Consider the following 19109-nt stretch of genomic DNA (forward strand, 5'->3'; position numbering starts at 1 on the left):
CGGCGGGGGCCCCAGTACCATAAGCGTAGCCTTGACGTTCCGCGTGAAGCAAGAAATTTTTGCCTGCGTTCTCGTTGGAAAAGCAGTTTCGTCCAAGCGAAGCGCGTTTAACTGTTTTCCAACTCTTAATTAAAAGGCAAAAATTTCTTGTAGCGGGTTGTCACCGGTGGAGCGTTGGTACTGGGGCCCCCGCCGCCGGCGATTTACCTCGAACATGAACTCGGTACTACTCCCCTGCAAACTGTAATTTGCGTAGGAAAAAGACCTGCCGACTTTTGCGTCAGCAGGTCTCAAATTCCATTTATTCCCCAAAAAATTCATTTTCGGCCGCAATACAGAGCATGTGATATACCGGCAGATGAAGTTCCTGGATGCGGAACGTTTCATCATCGGGCACACAGATGCATACATCAGCCAGGCTGCGGCTCTTGATTTTGCCACCAGACTTGCCCGTGAGCGCCACGGTCTTAACGCCCTTTACCTTAGCCATCTGCAGGGCATAAATGACATTCGTACTATTGCCAGAGGTAGAGATTGCCACGAGTACATCCCCCGCATCGCCCATGCCAAGAAGCTGTTGGGCAAACGAAAGATCCGGTGCCTGGTCGTTGGCAAAAGCCGTGTTGAGTGCCACCTGATTGACCATCGACATAGCCGGAAGCGCACCTTGCAGATTTTCCATGAAATAATCCGCCTCATCGGGGCAGACCTCACGCATCTTAGCTTCCATATCTTTTCCGAGCTTACGCGGCAACAAAAAGCCTTTCATAAGCTCACCGACGATATGCTCGGCATCGGAAGCGCTGCCGCCATTGCCGCAGACGATGAGTTTGTGCCCTGCACGATAGCTGTCGCAAATCACCTCTACTGCTGCCAGCAAATCCGCCTCACATACCGAAAGGGCCGGATAGCGGCGAATGAGTTCATAAACGGCCTGTTTTGTCGATTCCTTAATCAAGATTCCTTACTCCTTTTAACGATTGCGGTACTTATCCGCTGTATTTTTTGCATCATAGCCTGACTCAGGTCCGCGGATGTCGCGAATTTCCATACGCTCTGCCGGTGCCTTCGGCGTTACATCCTTGATATCCTGACGCATATTGAGGTCACGCATACCGGAACGGTAAACATTCTGTTCCCCCTTACGGCTGCGGAACTTATTCCAAAGCCATTTCAAAATCATGATGACAGCCAGGAACATAACGACATTCATCACGAGTCCCAGGATATCCCCGAGCAGTCCGCCGCCCATTCCAAACATCTGCGAAAGCAGATGACCAAGCATCATACCACCGGCCAAGAGGCCAATATTGCGCATGACACTCCCCCAGCGGCTGCCACTCTGCGTTTTGTTGCTCGCAGCCGTATTGCTCTTACTGTTAGCAGCCGGGGCCGTCTTATCCAAATCCTTGGCATTCTTGGAGGGTTTATATCCTTCGCCATTGCCCGATACCGACTTGCTGTTGCTCGCAGGCGTCGAAGCCTTCGGCGCCGCTGCCTTCGGCGCCGACTTTGCACCGCCGCCCACTTTGGCACCGCCTTTGGCCGCATAAGCAACCGATGCCTGATCGAAGCTTACCGCCGTAACAACCGGTACTGCTGTCGCTACCAGCAAGCCTGCCATAACAGCCGCTGCCATTTTCTTCATCTTCATATAATAGCTCTCCTTTAATCCTTATTCTTCTTCGTAAGACTTTATATCCTCAGGGAATGCATAAATCTCCCCGACTGTATCGAGCTCTCCCGCTAAATAGCGGTCAATATCATCCACATCGATATAAAGTTTGCAGTCAATATCCAGATATCCCTGCTCCCGGCCATTGGATAAATCGCGGATTGCCATCAATTTTTCCCGAAGCTTCAACAGCTCACTGCGGGTAGCATGAACATCCAGTTTAATCTGTGGAACGCCATACTCCTTGAGTACTTCATCCATTGTCATACGTTGCGACATTTTAGGTTCATCCTTTCTTTTGACCTTTTGATGTTTATATCATAATTCCCTTAGCTGAAAATCGGCTGAGATTTTATGAATTTCTAGCCTTCATGCGGTCTAAAATCTGCTGCAGCTGGCGCTTCTGCCGCAGATGGGTCTCGTAATCGAGATCGTTGGAGTCAAGACGCATCCTTTTTTCGATGTTGTCGATGCTCTGCTGAAGCCGCGCCATTGCCTCCGTGTTGTTTTCCTTCATGCTCTTTGCCCTTCCCTAACTCGTTGCATCCATTAATATCAGTTTAACGTTTTCTGTCCATCCATGCAAGAAAAAGCAGTCCGGACTCCCCCCGGACTGCCTGCCCGCTATTTTCGCCAGCGATTATTTGCTTGCCGCCTTTTCCCCAGCCTGCTGTCCGGTTACCTTATCGACCTCAACTGGCTTTGCCGTGCGCACGACCTGCTTGGGAACCTTCAAATCCGGCACCTTAGCGAGCGGCTCCGAATTGATGGTAATGGTCAGCGTACTATTATTGACAATATCTTTTATCTGCTTTACCTGCTCCGGACTGCACTTGGATAAATCGATGCCTGCCATTGCCACTTTGCGCATTGGGGCCGACAAATCCATCTGCATGCCGGTAACGATATGCCTAGCCCGGTCAATCTCTACCGTATACGTATAATCCCCCATATTTTCAAAGACCGGCCTTAACATGGCCAGCATCGATTCCTGATCACGGCCAGCCAAACTCATCACTTTGGCAAAATACGGCATAATCTTTTCGCCATCCACGGTGACAACATAACTCTGCTTATCGCCAGCTTTCGCCCCGAATTCGACGGTCTTTACCGTATCCAGTGACGCTTGAATCAATTCCTTATTGTTCTCCAAATACAACTTCTTTTGATCCGCCGACATCTTCATGGCGGATTTTGACCAGCTGCTGTCCGGATTTTTGAAATAGACGACCAACTCCTCGCCATTTTCCTGCAGGTAGTATTCACTTTCCAGGGAAGCAGGCTGATTCGGTGCCACCAAAGTCATTGTTACGGTTCCCTTGCCTGCCATCTGGGGCTTTGCCGAAAAATAAAACTCCGACTCGTAATGACAGTTGACCATCGATTTTATATCTGCCACGATCGACAGCTGTCCCTTGTCATAATCCACTAACGACAACGACTCCTGACAAAACTGCGCCTTTGCCTCATCCGTTGGCGCCGCCTGAGCAAACGAACCACCCAAAACCACGGACAGGGCCAAACCTGCCGCCATTAACCAGCGTTTACCATTTATCATAGAAAAATCCCTCTCTTTCCACTCATTACTTACCATATAAATAATTCTCCATTAATTTTTTGCCACCTCTATCATGGTATAATAAAATTGTTATAAATTCCTGTGAGGTGATTGATTTTGATGCCAACGTCCGATAACTATGCATTCTATAAATCCACATACGAAAAAGATTTAACGACAGCCAAAGATTTAGACCGGCAAAGCAGCCGTCTTACGGCTCTGCGCACCGCCGTCTTTATCCTGCTTGTTTTCTCTTTTGCTGCCGGTTATGACGGCCAGATTGCGGGCACGATTGCCGGCTGTTTCCTGCTGCTAGCCTTCTGCCTGCTGGTCCGCCGTCACAGCCACATCAAAGCCAACCAACAGTTTAACGCCTGCCATATTCAAGTGGTCAAGGATTTTCTCAGCCGCTTTAACGGTGACTGGAAAAACTTTGCCGATGATGGCGCCTCCCTGCAGCCCAAAGACCAGCCCCAGGCCACCGACCTGCATCTCTTTGGGCCGGCTTCCTTTTATCAATACCTTTCCTGCGCTCGCACCCTGCGGGGTAAAAAACGGCTGGCGGCGGCACTAGTCACAACACCGCCAAGCCGTACCAAAATCCTGGCCCGACAGGAATCCGTCGCCGAACTCATCCAGCGAAAGGACTTCTGCCTCCAGCTGCTGGCCAAAGCCGCTCAGCTTCCTGACCGGCACGACACCACGGAACTGCTATCGGAAATCGAAGCGCCGCTTTCCCAGGCCAGCCACGCCATCGTCCGCTACCGGACGGCCTGGATACTGCCCCTTATCACCCTTTTAAGCCTCTTTTTGGCAGTCTTTGACCTGCTGACTTGGACCATCCCCGGCCTGCTGCTGGGACTGCAATTCCTACTGGCCATGGTCTTTCATCAGCACAACCAGTTGACCCTGGCCCCTTTGAATCACCTTACCCATGAGCTTCATTTCTACGAAGCCCTCTTTCGCGACCTGGAACGAGCAAAATTCCAAGCAGCGGCTCTTATTGGCTTGCAGCAGCGGCTGCAAACCACCCAAGCCAGCCAAAGCCTGCACCAACTGGCCAAATTGACGGATGCAGTGGCCCTCACCCGCAACTTCTTTTTCGCCCTGCTGGGGAACACCCTGCTTCTCTGGGACTGCCATATGGCCGCCCGCTTTGCCCACTGGCATGATACCGCAGCAGAAAACCTTCGCGAATGGATTGACATCTGGTCCGAATTCGAAGTCCTGCTTTCCCTGGCCACCATCGGACAAACCAGAAGCCAGTGGACCTTCCCGGAACTAAAAGCCGGCCAGCCATCCCTTGAAGCCCAGGAACTTACCTCCCTGCTCCTGGCTGAAGACAAGGCCGTTCCCAATGATGCCAGCTTCGGGGCCGGCACCTGTATCCTCACTGGCTCCAATATGAGCGGCAAGACCACCTATATGCGGACACTGGCCGGCGCCGTTGTCCTCGCCTATGCTGGTGCTCCCGTCTGCGCCCGTTTCTTTTCCCTGACGCCGCTTCACATCTTCACTTCCATTCAAGTAAACGATGATATGTCCCAGGGAATCTCTACCTTTTATGCGGAACTATTGCGCATCAAGCAAATGGTGACATTCAGCCACCGCCAGCTTCCTATGCTCATCTGCATCGATGAGATCTTTAAAGGTACCAATTCGGCAGACCGCATCATCGGTGCCCGCGAGGCCATCAAACAGCTGACCCGTGCCTGGTGCATCACCTTGGTCACCACCCATGATTTCGAACTCTGTGATTTAAAATCTCCCAATGACCTCCCTGTAACAAATTGTCATTTTGAAGAGTACTATGAAGAAAACAAAATCAAGTTTGATTACAAGCTGAAACCAGGCCGCTGTCAGACCACCAACGCCCAATATCTGCTGCGCATGGCCGGTATTTTAAGTCCGGAATAAATCCTTGCCAAGGATTCGTCTAAAACACGAAAAAATACGAACTTTCCGCATAAAATCGGTCAGTTCGGTTTTTTTTACAAAAAAACCGAGACAAATGTCCACAGATGTGCTAATATAGTTATTGTCTTAATTTCGTATATCATTGTATATTCACAAGAGACATCTTCTGTTATTTTATTCCCTTAAGGAGGACATTTCATGGAATCATTCATCCCTGTACTCAATGCCATCGACTCCTTCATGTGGGGTCCCCCACTCATCACGCTGTTGGTAGGCACTGGCATTTACCTGACCTTCCGCCTGCAGTTGCTGCAGGTATTCCGCCTGCCCAAAGCACTGGGCTTGATCTTCAAAGCCAAGAATCACGGCGAAGGTGATGTTTCAAGCTTCAAAGCGCTCTGCGTTGCCCTGGCCGCTACCGTCGGTACCGGTAACATCGTCGGTGTCGCCACGGCCGTCAAAGTCGGCGGCCCGGGGGCAATCTTCTGGATGTGGATGGCCGCATTCTTCGGCATGGCAACCAAATACGCCGAAGGCCTGCTCGCCGTCAAATACCGTTCCGTTGATGAAAAAGGCGAAATCGCCGGCGGTCCGATGTTCTACATCCGCAACGGCATGGGTGAAAAATATAAACCGCTCGCGGCGTTCTTTGCGGTTGCTACGATTCTCGTCGCGTATCTCGGCATCGGTACCTTCCCGCAGGTCAATGCGATTGTCGACAGTTTCGAAATCTCCTTTGGCGTTCCGAAACTCGCAACCGATGTCCTGCTGACGATTCTCATCGCCGCCATCACCATTGGTGGCCTGCAGAGCATCGCTAAAGTTGCCTCCCGTGTCATCCCATTCATGGCCGTCATGTATATTCTCATCAGCATCGGCCTTATCGTCATGCATCTCGATGCTGTTCCGGCGGCTGTCTCGCTGATTCTTGAGAGTGCCTTCACGGGCACGGCTGCTGCCGGCGGTTTTGCAGGTTCCACGATTATGATGGCCATGCAGAACGGTATTGCCCGCGGCGTATTCTCCAATGAATCCGGCCTTGGCTCTGCTCCGATTGCCGCTGCCGCCGCCAAGACCAAACACCCGGCCGAGCAGGGTCTTATCTCGATGACCGGTACGTTCATCGATACCATCATCATCTGCACCATGACGGGTCTTGCCCTCGTCCTCACGGGCGTATGGCAGGGGGATGCGGCCGGTGCCGCTATGACCAGTGCTGCCTTTGCCAGTGCTTATGGCTTCGTCGGCAGCCAGCTGCTGACGATTGCCCTCGCGCTCTTTGCCTTCACGACCATCCTGGGATGGAACTATTATGGCGAACGCGCTTGCATCTATCTCATGGGTACGAAGGGCGTTATGCCATACCGTCTGATTTTCATCGTGCTGATTGCTTCTGGTGCCTTCCTCAAACTCGAAGCCATCTGGATTCTCGCCGACATCGTCAACGGTCTCATGGCAATCCCGAACCTCATTGCCCTCATCGCCCTCTCCGGTGTAGTCGTCGCTGAGACGAAGAGCTACCTCGCCGAAGAAGACGCAAAAAAAAATGCTAAAGAGGCCATGAATTAATTTTCCTTTCCCATACTATAAAAGCCCGCTGACTAACCGTAATGTCAGCGAGCTTTTTTGATTGTTTTTCTTTACATCTTTACAAACCTCACGCTTCGCCATACAATAGTAGGCATACACTTATGCTTAGAAAGAGGGCTTTACATGTCTGTCACATCATTACCGCTTGCCAAAAGCCGCCGGGATGTTTTCTTTGAAGGCATCCACGATGGCCTCCCCATCGCACTTGGCTATTTCGTCGTTTCCTTCACCCTTGGAATTGCCGCCAAAAATGCAGGGCTCGATCCATTTCAAGGTTTTCTCGCCAGCTTCTTCAACAATGCCTCTGCTGGCGAATACGCGGCGTTTACCGTCATCGCGGGTGACGCCCCCTATCTTGAAATGGCTATCATCACGCTTATTGCCAATGCCCGCTATATGCTTATGAGCTGTGTGGTCAGCCAGAAATTTGCCACCGATACCCCGCTTCTTCACCGCGTCCTGGTCGGCTTTGACATCACCGATGAGATTTTTGGCATCACCATCGCCCGCAAAGGGCCACTCAATCCTTTCTACAATTACGGAGCCATGGCCGTTGCTCTGCCGGGTTGGTCTATCGGTACCGCACTGGGAGTCATTGCCGGAAACCTACTCCCACCATCGGCGGTTAGCGCTCTATCCGTAGCACTCTTCGGCATGTTCCTCTGGGTCATCATCCCCCCCGCTCGCGATAATCGCGTTGTAGGATTTCTCGTCCTCGCCAGCTTCCTCATGAGTTTTTCCTGCGGCCATCTGCCAGGATTAAAAGAACTCACCGCGGGTACCCGTACGATTTTGCTTACCCTGCTGCTCGCTGGGATTGGCGCCGTATTCTTTCCCATTAACGACCTGACCGATAAACCAGAGGAGGACGAAAACCATGCAGCATGATATCTACCTCTATCTACTCATTATGAGCGTTGTCACACTAGCCATCCGCATCGTGCCACTAACCCTTATCCGCCGGCAGATAAAAAACCGTTTTCTACGCTCATTTCTCTACTACGTCCCCTATGTAACCCTGGCGGTCATGACCTTTCCTGCCATCATGGATGCCACCCAGACCCCGCGATCCGGCCTTTTAGCCTTATTTACCGGCATCGCCCTTTCCTGGTATGGTGCCAGCCTGTTTAAAGTCTCCGCCGCCTGTTGTCTGACCGTGTTCCTGGTCGAACTCGTTTGCTGAATAACTGCATATACCCAGTTCGTGTTCGAGGTAAGTCGCCGGCGGCGGGGGCCCCAGTTAGAGTCGGCACGAATTGCTGCGCCCTCGGAGGGGGTAGCACTGCGAAGAGTTGCTTCGAATGAGACCTGCAAACTGTAATTGGTAAAAACTACGTTGCTAAATTCAAAAAAGCCTCCATAAGCTAGATGAATCAATCTAACTTATGGAGGCTTCCATACTTTATGTCAATATAAAGGAATTTTCGCATTCCCTTTTACCTGCTAGATCTTATCCTCAAGGCCCAACAGGATCATGCAATCTGATAAACCCGGGCATCGCAGTAATTTTTCCAATAACGAACAGCATCGTCATAGGACAGAACATAACGATCTTCCATCTCACTGCGTTTCAGTTTGATATCGTAATAACATTTGGCATATACCGACGCCTCAAGATGCGCCGACTCGCTAATGATTACTTCTAATGTATCTTCGATAAAAGCTGTCTTCGATTTCCAAACAGCTTTTTCTTTAAGATTATATTTCCCTTTTTTAAATTTAAATATTTTATCCGTTGTGTTGTTGACTGCCACAACCATTTTGCTACTCCCTCCACGTAACAATTTTAACAATAAATATATTCTATCAATCTATCCTTAATACATAATAGACTTATGTACTATTCTACCCCATAAGTCCTAAAGGCAAAATGTATTATATCACAGTCTTTTTCAAAAAAACAGTAAAAAAAACACAATATTAAGCAATAAATCAAGATTTATGTCATTTTGAAACAGCCGCTGCTTTCTTTTCCGGCTTCTCGGGGAAGAATTTTGCCAGGACCTGACGGTCTTGCGGTTTGCCCACATAAGCGCCAAGCAGGAAAAACAGCAACGAAACCGTGATGCCGATAGTAATCTGATGAAGGCCCATGAACTTTAGGCCCATTCCCTGAGTCAGGCAATAGGCAAGCGTGCCGCCTCCCATGGAAAGGATCGCACCGAGTTTATTGGCCCGCCGCCAGAATAAGCCTAAGAGCAGCGTCCAAAAGAACGCCGTCTCCAGACCGCCAAACGCAAACATGTTGATAATCCAGATAAGGCTCGGCGGGGTAAGGGCAATGACAAAGACGATAACGCCAATCGCCGCCGTAACCGACATCGACAGCAGGCGCAGCTTGCCTACGGTCGGCACGATGCCTTTTTTCTGCTGTTCATGCAGGTAAACGTCCTTGATAATGGCCGATGCTGCCACGATAAGCAGTCCTGAAATCGTCGAAATCGACGCCGCCAACGGACCGATGATGGCAAAACCTACCAAAGCCTGCGGCATAGCCGTGACAATGGTCTTCGGGATGATGTTATCCACGCCGCCGTAGCTTTGCAGACTGTCGGTGAGCACGCCATGAGCAAGGATACCCGTGAAGTTGATCCCGATATTCATAAAACCAACCACAATCGTGCCAATAATCATCGCATGGTGAAGGCTTTTGGTATCCTTATAGCTGATGCCGCGAACTACAGACTGCGGCAGGGCAATCGTACAAATACCCACGAGAATCCACTGGGTGAGATAAAGGCCTACCGGCATGTGACCGGCCGACAGCGGTTCAAGCATTTCCGGATGATTGGCATGGATCGAGGCCATGATATTCGTATAGCCGCCACCAGCCTGCAGGACATAGTATAACAGCAGTACGATGCCAATCATCATCATGACCGCACAGCAGGTATCCGTGAGGGCTACCGCCCGGAAGCCACCGATGCTCGTATACGCTACGACCACCAGGCCAAAGAGCAGCAATCCCATCTCATAGCTATAGCCAGTCACCGCAGCAAATAGCTTAGCACCGCCGACAAACTGTGCCGTCATCGTCGCACAGAAAAACAAGACGATGATAAAGGCTGCCATGCTGGCCAGCCCATCCGATTGAAACCGCTCGCGAATGATGTCCACGACCGTAACGGCATCGAACTTCCTTGACAACATAGCGACACGCTTGCCGAATATCCCCAGGACAAGAAAGATAGCCGTTACCTGTACGACCGCCATGTATATCCAGCCAAAGCCAATCTGCCAGGCCATGCCCGGCCCTCCGACAAAAGAACTGACCGAGCTGTACGTAGCCACTGTTGTCATGGCCAGTACAAAACCGCTGAGGTCGTGATTGCCAATAAAATACTGCTGTACAAAGTTATTGGCAAAACCGCGGGCCTGCACACGCCGCACATAGATGCCAATGCCCACCATAATGGCCATAAATGAAAGCAGGGGCAGCAAAGCTGCCAGATTGCCGTTATTCATGCTGCTCAGCCTCCTTTTCCGCATCGAGTTCCATGTCCTTAAAGACCAGTGCGGTCAAAAGCTTCACGAGTAAAATCGCAAAGAACCAGACGCCAACGCTGGAAGTCAACGCCCAAACCGGCATTCCCAGCACCTCTCCCGGAAGCCCCGACAGGCCAAAGCCCGCAAAAATCCAAAACAAAATCAGCACAAAAAGCGCGAGGCCGGTCCACCGTGCCTCACGCTTTATCTGCTGATATTTCTCATACTCTGACATAAGAATCCTCCTTCTGTACAGTCGCATCTTCGCATGCGTACCGTCAAACACTTACAAGTGTACCTCAGAAGAGGCTTCTTATGCAAGATTTCCTTTTACTTTATGGAATTCAAACGATCTGCCAACGTCTGTGCCGATTCGTCATCCGCATTCGTCGTCAGGATTGCCTGGCTGCCCATCATAACCGTATTGCCCTTCACCGTTACGGCATTTTTGTTCTGACCGTCATGGTAAGCCCGGGCCAGATTGCCCATGACCAGATACGAACGCTCTTCCGAGCTGATATTTTCCTGGGCCATCGGCGTTACGAATTTCTTGCCATTTACGAAAACATCGCCATTCTTTGCCGTAACATGTTTGCCGCTGTACGCTTCCAATTTCTTGACGTAGTTGTCACGGCGGGCCGCATGATTCGGATGGTCGGACGGATTGAACCAGAGGTTCAGGCCCCGCTGCGCATTGTCGCCATACTCCTCGAGCATGCGCTGCCAAACAGCAGCTCCGGCACCGAGGTTGTAGTTCGTATGCGTCATGTATTCCCAGGAAAGATTATCCGCTTCCCACTCACGGCCCTTATCCGAATGAGCTTTGCTGATATTCATGCCCATTTGGCAAATGGTATCGGTTAGCTGAGTTCCGCCCAGGGACTGGGAGGCAATCTGAGCCAGCAGCTTTTTATCGGCACTCTTCAAGATGCTCTTCGCCGTATGGTCTTTCTGTCCATGACCCATCTCATGACCGACGACAAAAGCCAACTCATCATCGCAGGAAACGCGCTCAAAGGCACCGCGGTTGACGGACATCACATGGCCCATACCGCAGAAGGCATTGAAGCTCTTATCCGGATTCAGGAAATAGCGGTACGGCTTGTCATCGATGGAGGAATCCACCTGGCGGATAGCTGCCGTCATCACCTGCATCATATTCGTAAGCCGCCGATTCATAGCCGGGTCGTTGTCGACGCCATACTGCTGCTGAAAATAGTTCATCCAATAGGTACTACCTTCTTCTGTTTTATTCAGCATATCAACCTCTGAGCTGAGTTTCGCCTTGGCCTCAGCAAACTGCTGGCCCATTTGGGCGATTCCCTGCAGGTCTCCCAAATTGCCTAAAGAAAACGCCTCTGCCGTAGCTGGCTGCTGGGCCACCATGCTGACGCCCGTAAAGGACGTTGCCAGCACAACTGCCATGATGGTCTTTTTCGATGCTTTTTTCCAATCCATTAGTTTTCCTCCATTTAGTCCCTTTATCAAAATCCTAAGCCCATTATAGCGTAATCCCTCCATAGGTCAACAAAAAAATAGCAATTTCGACAAAAAAAGTCCCAGCCACCGGCAGGCAGCTGGGACTTTAGGGGTAAGAAATGAACTTTAATCAACGGCTTTAAATGCCTGATCGAGGTCATACAGAATGTCGTCGATATGCTCCGTACCGATGGAGAGACGAATCGTCGAATGCGTGATACCAGAGGCAGCCAGCTCTTCCTCGTTCATCTGGCTATGCGTAGTCGTAGCCGGATGAATGACGAGCGACTTGACGTCAGCAACATTAGCCAGCAGGCTGAATACCTTCAGATGATTGATGAACTTCTCGGCAGCCTGCTCACCGCCCTTAATTTCAAAGGTGAAAATCGAGATACCGCCATTCGGGAAGTATTTCTGGTAAAGCGCATGATCCGGATGGCTGGCCTGAGCCGGATGATTGACCTTCGTTACCTTCGGATTGGCGGCCAGATAGTCAACAACCTTGAGCGCATTTTCTACATGGCGCTCAACGCGCAGTGACAGCGTCTCGGTGCCCTGCAAGAGCAGGAAGGCGTTAAACGGTGAAAGCGTAGCGCCCTCATCGCGCAGGATCAGCGTGCGGATATAGGTTGCAAAGGCTGCCGCACCGACATCCTTGGCAAAACTGATGCCATGATAGCTCTCGTTCGGCTCGACGAACTGTGGGAACTTGCCCGAGGCCACCCAGTCAAATTTGCCGCCATCAACGATGACACCGCCGAGCGTCGTGCCATGTCCGCCGATGAATTTCGTCGCCGAATGGACGACAATATCGGCACCATACTCCAACGGACGCAGCTGATACGGCGTCGCAAACGTGCTGTCAACGACCAGCGGGATATTGTGCTTATGCGCAATAGCTGCCACGGCCTCGATATCAATGAGGTTCGCATTCGGATTGCCGATGGACTCAATGTAAACGGCACGCGTATTATCCTTGATGGCGTCCTCGAATACCTCAACCCCCTTCGTCGGATCGACAAATGTAGTCTCAATCCCATAGTTCGGGAAAGTGTGTTCAAAGAGATTGTACGTACCGCCATAGATTGTCGTAGCGGCAACGATGTGCTGACCAGAATGAACCAGTGCCTCCAAAGCATAAGTTACCGCAGCCGCGCCCGATGCCAAAGCTACAGCAGCTACGCCACCTTCCAAAGCGGCGATGCGCTTAGCAAAGACATCCTCCGTCGGATTCGTCAGACGGCCGTAAACATAACCTGCATCCTTCAGAGCAAAGCGATCCGCTGCATGCTGGAAATCATGGAAGACAAACGACGTGGACTGATAGATAGGAACAGCACGAGCATCTGTTGTTGGGTCAGCCTGCTCCTGACCAACATGAAGCTGCAGCGTTTCAAAATGATATTTTCTCTCTTCACTCATGATGATGACCTCTTTTCTTAATTACCATTTTCGTAAACATATCTGATTAATATGTTTACATTATAGCTGTAACTTTGTTAAGTGTCAATACTTTTTGTAAAAAAATAACAGGATTTTAGCACATTTATGCCAAATCCTGTTTCCCCTCATTTAACATTCGTTTTCCATTTTCCTACCCGTTCGTGAATGGCCGCATCGCGAAGGGCGGCATCCATGGCCTCCCGCGCCAACTGTGATACCTCACCAGCCGCCGAATATTCGTCATCGAACCATCGCGATGCTCCTTTGCGGAAAACCTCATCACTCTGGCGGTCATACCCGACAATCTGCACCGCCGCATAACTATGGAGCATAATTCCACGGCTCCAGCGAAAACTCATACGCGTATACTGTTCATACCCAGTCAGTATCGGCATGACCACCAAATCCGCCTGCAGTTTCTCAGCTAAAGGCTTTACCACTGCCTTGGCTTTGACTCCCTTGCCCGCCGCCGATACGATTTCATCCAACGCCTTGAGGCATTCGTCCTCAGGAATGTATTCCACTGCCTTAAGCGTGCCATTCAGCGGCACATGCAAGCTTTGATCCACCTGTTTTTCCAGGCTGTCTAGTACCGCCGACGAAGGACGCATGCCGCATTCCAGTTTCAAGGGCAGCTGCACCACCCGCAAGGGAACCCTTTGAGCCGCATCCACTTGCGCAACCAGCAGGAACAGCATCGCCAAGACCATAACGATTATCCGTCGCATAGAATCCCCTCCCTTACCGACAAAATTGTCAATGAATGGCCTTCTTCTTGAACCGTCCACCAACGATGTCATGCACGACATTGATCGTGACAAACGCACTCTCATCTTTTTCCAGCACGATTTCCTTCAGCTTATCCACCTCCAGACGGGTGACTACGCAATACAGCACTTCTTTACTCTCGCCCGTATAGCCGCCAGCACCGTGCAAAAGCGTCACACCACGGCCCAGCCGATCATTGAGGGCTGAGGTAATCTCCTCATGTTCATTGGTGACAATCATGACGGCGTAGGATTCATCCAGCCCCTTGATGACTACATCAATCATCTTGGAAATGACAAAATAGGCCACCAGGGAGTACATCGCCTTATCCCAGCCGTAGAGCAAGCCTGCTGCCGATAAAATGAACAAGTTGATGAACATGACGACTTCGCCTACAGAAAACACCGATTTCTTGTCCATGATGATGGCTACAATCTCGGTGCCGTCGAGACTGCCACCGGCCCGGATGATGAGCCCCACACCAAGGCCGTCGACAATTCCGCCGAAGATAGCAGCCAAAAAAGGGTCATCCGTAACTTTTGGAAACGAGGCAAATACTGCCGACCATAGGGACAGCAAGCAAATCGCTATCAGTGTGGCAATGGCAAAATTCTTGCCAATCTGTTTATATCCTAAATATAGGAACGGCAGATTGAGCACCACGAGGAAAATCCCCAGAGACATTCCCGTAATCGAGCTCATCATGATGGAAATACCGACGATGCCACCATCGATAACTTCATTCGGAATCAGGAACAATTCCAGTCCTATCGCAGCAATGAACGCACCAACGAGAATCGTCAGATACTTCTTTATGTAAAACGACTTGGGACGATGCTGAACGATTTTCTTCTTTTCTACCATAAACTCACACTCCCTAAATTACTTTCTTATATTATTATAGCGCAAATGTTCAAATTTTTCCGCAGGCAAAATCTTCCCCGCAGCGTTTTCCTCAAAAGTCCCGCCTTCCTCCCAGCGGAACGGGAGCCTGCGTATTCCTCATTATAACCAACTTCGTGCATTTTACGGCATAAAATTCCAACAACATTCGTGACTTTGGTCAACTATTATCGTTTCATCCTGTCTTTTCCCATATTGCCCGATTCTTTATAATTTTTTTTGCATGGTTATTCGTGGTTTTGATTGACTTTGACAGACTTTAGTTGTATGATGTAGTAAATAAGGAGTGATAGCCAACATGCTTACGGAAGAACGCTATGCGACGATTCTCCGCATTCTCGAAGAGAAAAAGGCTGTTACCGTATTAGACCTTACCAAGGCACTCGATGCCTCGGAATCCACTGTTCGCCGTGACCTTACCGCGCTGCACAAAAGCGGCCGCCTCTACAAGGTTTACGGCGGTGCTACTTCTATCGACAACAATTACAGTTCGGCAGAAGAGGATATGAAGACCAAGCGCGACCTTTTCCCGGAAGAAAAGATTGCCATTGCCCGCAAGGCAGCCAGTCTCATCAAACGCAAGGATTTCGTCTATATCGATGCTGGTTCTACGACGCTCCGGATGATTGACTTCATAACGGAAACCAGTGCCGTATATGTGACCAATGGCCTTCCCCATGCATCACGCTTATCGGCTAAAGGTTTCAAGGTATTCATCCTCGGCGGCGAACTCAAGGCCGTCACGGAAGCCGTTGTCGGAACAGAGGCACTCAACAACCTCCGTTCCTATAACTTCACCAAGGGCTTCTTTGGCACGAACGGTATCAGCACCAAATCCGGATTTTCGACTCCGGATTCCAGCGAGGGCATCATAAAGGGAGCGGCCCTTTCCCGCTGCACCCATGCCTTCGTTCTGGCCGACCGGTCAAAATTCAACAAGATTTCACCGATTACCTTTGCGAACATTTCCAGTGCTTCCATCATCACCGGACGCCTGGAGGATAAGAAATATCGGGACTACACTACTATCATTGAGGGGGATTTATAACTCATGATTTATACGGTTACTTTTAATCCGTCACTGGATTACATCGTCCGCATGGACAAATTCACCGCTGGTGCCATCAACCGCGTAAACTACGAACAGGTTTTAGCTGGCGGCAAGGGCATCAACGTATCCATCGTGCTCAAGAACCTCGGTCACGAGAGCACGGCCCTGGGCTTCCTCGCCGGTTTCACGGGTGAGGAAATCAAGGATCAGCTCAAGGGCTTCGGCGTAAAGAGCGACTTCGTTCAGCTCGAGAAGGGCTTCTCGCGCATCAACGTCAAGGCCAAAGCAGACTGCGAGACCGAAATCAACGGTCAGGGACCGGATATCAGCGAAGCAAAACGCGAAGAACTGTTCGCCCAGCTCGACAAACTGCAGGAGGGCGACACGCTGGTACTGGCTGGCTCGATTCCCAAGACGCTGCCGGATGACATTTATCAGAAAATCATGGCCCGCCTTGACGGCAAGGGCATCCGCATCGTCGTCGATGCCGAGAAGAACCTGCTCTTAAACGTCCTGCAGTATCATCCGTTCCTTATCAAACCGAACAACCACGAACTCGGTGACATGTTCGGCGTGAAACTCACGACGGATGAAGAGATTATCACCTACGCCAAGAAACTGCAGGAAAAAGGTGCGCAGAACGTACTGATTTCCATGGCCGGCGACGGCGCTATCCTGCTGACGGCAGAAGGCAAGTCCTACAAGTGCCCGGCCCCGAAAGGCAAACTCATCAACTCCGTCGGCGCTGGCGACTCCATGGTAGCAGGTTTCATCACGGGCTACATGGAATCGGAGGGCGACTTCGAAAAAGCCTTCCACATGGGTGTTGCCACCGGTTCCGCTTCCGCTTTCAGCGAAAATCTCGCTACGCGTCCGGAAGTTGAAGCACTCCTCAAAACCATCGCATAACCACAGTTATCATAAATACTTTATACAAAGGAGAGAATATAATGCGAATTACTGATTTGCTCAAGAGCGACAGCATCCTTTTGGGTGCAGCTCCGGCTGACAAAGCCGCTGCAATCAATCAGCTGGCTGACCTCATGGAGGCCGGCGGCAACCTTTCCGACAAGGAACAGTACACGAAAGATGTATTTACCCGTGAGGCTTCGGGTACTACCGGTCTTGGTGATGGCATTGCCACGCCGCATGCAAAGAGTGCTGGTGTTAAAGCAGCCGGCCTTGCTGCTATGACGGTTCCGGCTGGCATGGACTTTGAGTCCATGGACGGCAACCCGAGCCGCCTGTTCTTCATGATCGCTGCACCGGATTCGGCTAACGATGAGCACCTCGCCATCCTGTCGAAGCTCGCTACGATGATCATGGACCCGGATTTCAAAGAGGCCCTGATTGCCGCTAAGACGAAGGAAGAATTCCTCAAACTCGTCGACGACAAAGAAGACGGCAAATTCGTTGCTCCGGCTGCTGCTGAGGAAGAAGAGGCAGCTCCGGTATCCGACCACATCCAGGTTCTCGCCGTTACGGCTTGCCCGACGGGTATTGCTCATACCTTCATGGCTGCCGAAAGCCTTGAGCAGCATGCCAAGAAACGCGGCATCAGCATCAAAGTCGAGACCAACGGCTCTGGCGGTGCGAAGAACATCCTGACGGATGAGGAAATCGCTGCCGCTGACGGCATCATTGTCGCTGCCGATAAGAACGTCGCTATGGCCCGCTTTGCTGGCAAACGCGTCGTCATCACGAAGGTTGCTGACGGCATCAACAAAGCCGACGAGCTCCTCGACCGCGCTCTTTCGGGCAATGCTCCGGTATACCAGGCAAACGGCTCCGATGCAGCCGAAGGCGCTGCTGATGTCGAAGGCGAGAGCCTCGGCCGTCAGATTTACAAGCACCTCATGAACGGTGTCAGCCACATGCTGCCGTTCGTCGTTGGCGGTGGTATCCTGATTGCCCTGGCCTTCCTGCTCGATGACTATTCCATCGACCCGAAAAACTTCGGTTCCAACACGCCGGTTGCTAAATTCTTCAAAGATATCGGTGGCGCAGCCTTCGGTTTCATGCTGCCGGTACTCGCTGGTTTCATTTCCATGTCGATTGCGGACCGTCCGGGTCTGGCTGTCGGTTTCGTCGGCGGCGCACTGGCTGGCACGACGGGTTCGGGCTTCCTCGGCGCTCTCGTCGCTGGTTTCGTTGGCGGTTATGCAGTTAACTTCCTCAAGAAGGCCTTCAGCTGCCTGCCGGAATCCCTGGACGGCATCAAGCCGGTCCTGCTCTATCCGTTCTTCGGTATCCTGATCATCGGTGTCATCAGCATGTTCGTCATCGCTCCGCCGGTCGGTGCTCTGAACACTTGGATGGTTGAAACGCTCAAGAACATGGACCCGAATGCCCGCATCCTGCTCGGTATCATCATGGGCGGCATGATGGCTGTCGATATGGGCGGCCCGATCAACAAAGCTGCTTATGTTACGGGTACTGGCCTTTTGGCTTCTGGCGAATTCCACGTCATGGCTGCTGTCATGGCTGGTGGTATGGTTCCGCCGCTCGCTATCGCTCTCTGCACGACGTTCTTCAAGAACCGCTTCACGGAAAATGAGCGCAAAGCTGGCGTGACGAACTACGTCATGGGTCTGTCCTTCATCACGGAAGGTGCTATCCCGTTCGCAGCTGGTGACCCGCTGCGCGTCATCCCGTCCATGGTTATCGGTTCCGCTACGGCTGGTGCCCTGACGATGGCCTTCGACTGCACGCTGCGCGCCCCGCACGGCGGTATCTTCGTCGTTCCGACGATCGGCAACCCGGTCATGTACCTCGTTGCAATCCTCGTCGGCGCTATCGTCGGCTGTGCAGTTCTCTCGGTACTCAAAAAGCCAATCAAAGACTAATAAACCTTTTATATTGACATAAAATATAGAAGCCTCCATAAGGTTGATTCATCGACCTTATGGAGGCTTCTATTAATTTATCCACGCACTTTTTACAAATTACAGTTTGTAGGGTAGCAGTACCCAGTTCGTGTTCGAGACAAATCGCCGGCGGCGGGGGCCCCAGTACCAACGCTCCACCGGTGACAACCCGCTACAAGAAATTTTTGCCTTTTAATTAAGAGTTGGAAAACAGTTAAACGCGCTTCGCTTGGACGAAACTGCTTTTCCAACGAGAACGCAGGCAAAAATTTCTTGCTTCACGCGGAACGTCAAGGCTACGCTTATGGTACTGGGGCCCCCGCCGCCTCGGTTAGAGCCGGCACGAATTGCTGCGCCCTCGGAGGATGAAGC

19 protein-coding genes are annotated in these 19109 nt (G+C 51.2%); 7 read left to right on the forward strand and 12 right to left on the reverse strand.

Translation table 11 applies throughout. From position 1 onward, the window contains the following. Positions 1-301 precede the first annotated feature (301 nt). From T504_RS0110945 to T504_RS0110965, 5 genes are all read right to left on the reverse strand, one after another. The gene (locus tag T504_RS0110945) at positions 302-958 is read right to left on the reverse strand and encodes a D-sedoheptulose-7-phosphate isomerase (RefSeq protein WP_033171121.1); all 657 of its coding nucleotides are present in this window, start codon (positions 956-958) and stop codon (positions 302-304) included. A 15-nt stretch (positions 959-973) separates the two neighbouring features. Then, positions 974-1654 (reverse strand): hypothetical protein, encoded by a 681-nt coding sequence (locus T504_RS0110950; protein WP_033171122.1) that lies wholly within the window; start codon positions 1652-1654, stop codon positions 974-976. A gap of 21 nt (positions 1655-1675) precedes the next feature. Continuing rightward, positions 1676-1954: a hypothetical protein gene (locus tag T504_RS0110955; RefSeq protein ID WP_033171123.1), complete on the reverse strand. Its 279-nt coding sequence runs from the start codon at positions 1952-1954 to the stop codon at positions 1676-1678. Positions 1955-2027: 73 nt separating this feature from the next. Further along, positions 2028-2192, reverse strand: coding sequence for a hypothetical protein (locus T504_RS0110960; protein ID WP_033171124.1), 165 nt, complete (start codon positions 2190-2192; stop codon positions 2028-2030). A 123-nt stretch (positions 2193-2315) separates the two neighbouring features. Further along, positions 2316-3233 (reverse strand): hypothetical protein, encoded by a 918-nt coding sequence (locus tag T504_RS0110965; RefSeq protein ID WP_033171125.1) that lies wholly within the window; start codon positions 3231-3233, stop codon positions 2316-2318. A 120-nt stretch (positions 3234-3353) separates the two neighbouring features. On the opposite strand from T504_RS0110965, the gene T504_RS0110970 reads away from it, so the two are divergent. The 4 genes from T504_RS0110970 (at position 3354) to T504_RS0110985 (ending at position 7923) form a co-directional block, all read left to right on the forward strand. Further along, positions 3354-5150, forward strand: coding sequence for a MutS-related protein (locus T504_RS0110970; protein ID WP_033171126.1), 1797 nt, complete (start codon positions 3354-3356; stop codon positions 5148-5150). 198 nt (positions 5151-5348) lie between these two features. Then, complete coding sequence (locus T504_RS0110975) at positions 5349-6719, forward strand: alanine/glycine:cation symporter family protein (RefSeq protein WP_033171127.1); 1371 nt, start codon at positions 5349-5351, stop codon at positions 6717-6719. 144 nt (positions 6720-6863) lie between these two features. Further along, positions 6864-7628 (forward strand): AzlC family ABC transporter permease, encoded by a 765-nt coding sequence (locus T504_RS0110980; protein WP_033171128.1) that lies wholly within the window; start codon positions 6864-6866, stop codon positions 7626-7628. Next, a complete protein-coding gene (locus tag T504_RS0110985; protein WP_033171129.1) occupies positions 7618-7923 on the forward strand; it encodes an AzlD domain-containing protein in 306 nt (101 codons plus the stop codon). Before T504_RS0110980 ends, T504_RS0110985 begins: the two co-directional genes overlap by 11 nt. A 289-nt stretch (positions 7924-8212) precedes the next feature. On the opposite strand, the gene T504_RS0110990 is transcribed toward T504_RS0110985, so the two are convergent. From T504_RS0110990 to T504_RS0111020, 7 genes are all read right to left on the reverse strand, one after another. Beyond that, positions 8213-8500: a hypothetical protein gene (locus tag T504_RS0110990; RefSeq protein ID WP_033171130.1), complete on the reverse strand. Its 288-nt coding sequence runs from the start codon at positions 8498-8500 to the stop codon at positions 8213-8215. A 184-nt stretch (positions 8501-8684) separates the two neighbouring features. Continuing rightward, entirely contained in the window at positions 8685-10205 is a 1521-nt protein-coding gene (panF, locus tag T504_RS0110995; RefSeq protein ID WP_033171131.1) for a sodium/pantothenate symporter, read from the reverse strand. Next, a complete protein-coding gene (locus tag T504_RS0111000; protein ID WP_051635339.1) occupies positions 10198-10461 on the reverse strand; it encodes a YhdT family protein in 264 nt (87 codons plus the stop codon). The genes panF and T504_RS0111000 overlap by 8 nt, the downstream gene beginning before the upstream one ends. 95 nt (positions 10462-10556) lie before the next feature. Beyond that, a complete protein-coding gene (locus T504_RS0111005) occupies positions 10557-11684 on the reverse strand; it encodes a M48 family metalloprotease (protein ID WP_033171132.1) in 1128 nt (375 codons plus the stop codon). 147 nt (positions 11685-11831) lie between these two features. Next, positions 11832-13127 carry an O-acetylhomoserine aminocarboxypropyltransferase/cysteine synthase family protein gene (locus T504_RS0111010; RefSeq protein WP_033171133.1) on the reverse strand — a complete coding sequence of 432 codons (1296 nt, stop codon included), beginning with the start codon at positions 13125-13127 and terminating at the stop codon, positions 11832-11834. Between the two features lie 146 nt (positions 13128-13273). Continuing rightward, positions 13274-13876, reverse strand: a complete 603-nt coding sequence (locus T504_RS0111015) for a hypothetical protein (protein ID WP_033171134.1) — start codon at positions 13874-13876, stop codon at positions 13274-13276. A gap of 28 nt (positions 13877-13904) precedes the next feature. Then, entirely contained in the window at positions 13905-14780 is an 876-nt protein-coding gene (locus T504_RS0111020; RefSeq protein ID WP_033171135.1) for a YitT family protein, read from the reverse strand. Positions 14781-15117: 337 nt separating this feature from the next. Between T504_RS0111020 and T504_RS0111025 the strand changes: the two genes are divergently transcribed. Genes T504_RS0111025 through T504_RS0111035 form a run of 3 tightly spaced genes read left to right on the forward strand, consistent with a single transcriptional unit; the run spans position 15118 to position 18716 of the window. Then, positions 15118-15867, forward strand: coding sequence for a DeoR/GlpR family DNA-binding transcription regulator (locus T504_RS0111025; RefSeq protein ID WP_033171136.1), 750 nt, complete (start codon positions 15118-15120; stop codon positions 15865-15867). 3 nt (positions 15868-15870) lie between these two features. Then, entirely contained in the window at positions 15871-16779 is a 909-nt protein-coding gene (gene pfkB / locus T504_RS0111030; RefSeq protein ID WP_033171137.1) for a 1-phosphofructokinase, read from the forward strand. Between the two features lie 41 nt (positions 16780-16820). Continuing rightward, the gene (locus T504_RS0111035) at positions 16821-18716 is read left to right on the forward strand and encodes a PTS fructose transporter subunit IIABC (protein WP_033171138.1); all 1896 of its coding nucleotides are present in this window, start codon (positions 16821-16823) and stop codon (positions 18714-18716) included. Positions 18717-19109 lie beyond the last annotated feature (393 nt).

This window comes from Selenomonas sp. ND2010, assembly GCF_000702005.1.
In the GTDB taxonomy this organism is placed as follows: domain Bacteria; phylum Bacillota; class Negativicutes; order Selenomonadales; family Selenomonadaceae; genus Selenomonas_A.